General features: G+C 42.8%; 3 protein-coding genes. 2 read left to right on the top strand and 1 reads right to left on the bottom strand.

Annotated elements, in window-relative coordinates; translation table 11 throughout:
* Positions 1 to 152: 152 nt before the first annotated feature.
* Together ACTIE0_RS24410 and ACTIE0_RS24415 are read left to right on the top strand one after the other, a co-directional pair.
* On the top strand, positions 153 to 389 hold the full coding sequence (locus ACTIE0_RS24410) for a hypothetical protein (protein WP_006624727.1): 237 nt from the start codon (positions 153 to 155) through the stop codon (positions 387 to 389).
* Between the two features lie 2 nt (positions 390 to 391).
* Positions 392 to 796 (top strand): type II toxin-antitoxin system VapC family toxin, encoded by a 405-nt coding sequence (locus ACTIE0_RS24415; protein ID WP_006669973.1) that lies wholly within the window; start codon positions 392 to 394, stop codon positions 794 to 796.
* Positions 797 to 1143: 347 nt separating this feature from the next.
* Here the strand turns inward: ACTIE0_RS24415 and ACTIE0_RS24420 are convergent.
* Positions 1144 to 1359, bottom strand: a 216-nt coding sequence (locus ACTIE0_RS24420; protein WP_439517042.1) for an NACHT C-terminal alpha/beta 1 domain-containing protein, incomplete at its 5' end; no start/stop codon positions are given.

Consider the following 1359-nt stretch of genomic DNA (forward strand, 5'->3'; position numbering starts at 1 on the left):
TTTAGGGTGGGTTGGGTCGGGGTGGAAATTCGCCGCCAAAGAGGATGGCTCCGTGGGGGAGGAGGTGGGGCGCGTTTTAGGGTTTTGAGGTGGCGATCGCCAGTCAGGCTATACTACAATTAATCAGAGCCTAAAATGAGGAATCAAGCCAAATGACTACCCAAAAATTATTAGAAAAATGGCAGCGTTTAGACCCTGAACAACAGCAACAAGTTCTCGCTTTTATTGACTCTCTTCATCAAACGCCCCAACCGACTAAACCCAGTTCCCCGCTTGGAGCAAAGTTAAGAAAAATCCGCCAAGAAATTATAGAATCGGGCATCCCCTTGTTAACGCCAGAAGAAATAGAACAAGAAAAAGTGGAACGTCGTGGAGGATATGCAGACTAATAATGATCCGAACTTTTGTTGATGCTGGAGTGTTAATTTATGCGGCTCGCGCTGAAAATGAAATGGCTGAACTCGCTTTACAAATCTTAGAAGATGACCAGCGAGAATTTGCTTCTAGTATTTTTTTGAAATTAGAGGTTTTGCCAAAAGCCATTTATCATCAACAAAGTAGCGAGATAAAGTTTTATGAAACTTTTTTTGATGCCGTCATTTACTGGGCAAACGATATCAACACTATCATTGAACAAGCCTATCGAGAATCTAGTCAATTTGGACTAGGGGCTATGGATGCTTTACATATTGCAGCAGCCGTCTCGGTGGGAGCAACGGAATTTATCACCAATGAAAAACCTCAAAAGTCAATTCATCGAACTCGAAGTATTAAGGTGATTTCTATTTATCAATGATAGCGCTAATCCATCAACTTGACAACGATATCGCCAAATATTAGAATCAATAAATAGGGTTTTATCACTCATCACTTTCTGTCGTGAATTTCATCTCGGGTTGGTTTGACCCACCCTTGAACCGGAATGGGGTTTTCTGCCAGTTTATCCATTAATCTGGGTTGGGGCTTTGCTTCTGAAACCACAATCACTCTCAATCCCTTCCTTCTTGAATACTTTGTTGATATTCCGGCGGAATTTCTATCATGCCTTGTTTGATTTTCGCTTTAAATTCAAAAGAATTAACCATTTTTTGACCTTTTTTGTCTATTAATCTATCGATATTATAACCTAAAAAATGCCAATCCTCAAATCTCCCCTAACCAGGTTTCAATGGCGGATATCAGATTCGGTTGATTGGGGGGAAAGCCTTTTAAGGGCGCTTCTAGGGGTTCCTCGGTGAGGAAGGCAATGGCAATTACCCCCGTCAGTTTTTGGCAAAAGGCGATCGCTTCTGGGGTGGGTTGGGTCGGGGTGGAAACCGTTTCGCTACCGAAGAGGATGGCACGGTGGGGGAGGAGGTT

This window comes from Limnospira sp., from assembly GCF_051859755.1.
Lineage (GTDB): Bacteria > Cyanobacteriota > Cyanobacteriia > Cyanobacteriales > Microcoleaceae > Limnospira > Limnospira fusiformis.

Excerpts from the sequence above, each read along its gene's own strand:
- ACTIE0_RS24415 (WP_006669973.1), top strand. The coding sequence starts at position 392 with ATGATCCGAACTTTTGTTGATGCTGGAGTGTTAATTTATGCGGCTCGC.
- ACTIE0_RS24410 (WP_006624727.1), top strand. The coding sequence starts at position 153 with ATGACTACCCAAAAATTATTAGAAAAATGGCAGCGTTTAGACCCTGAA.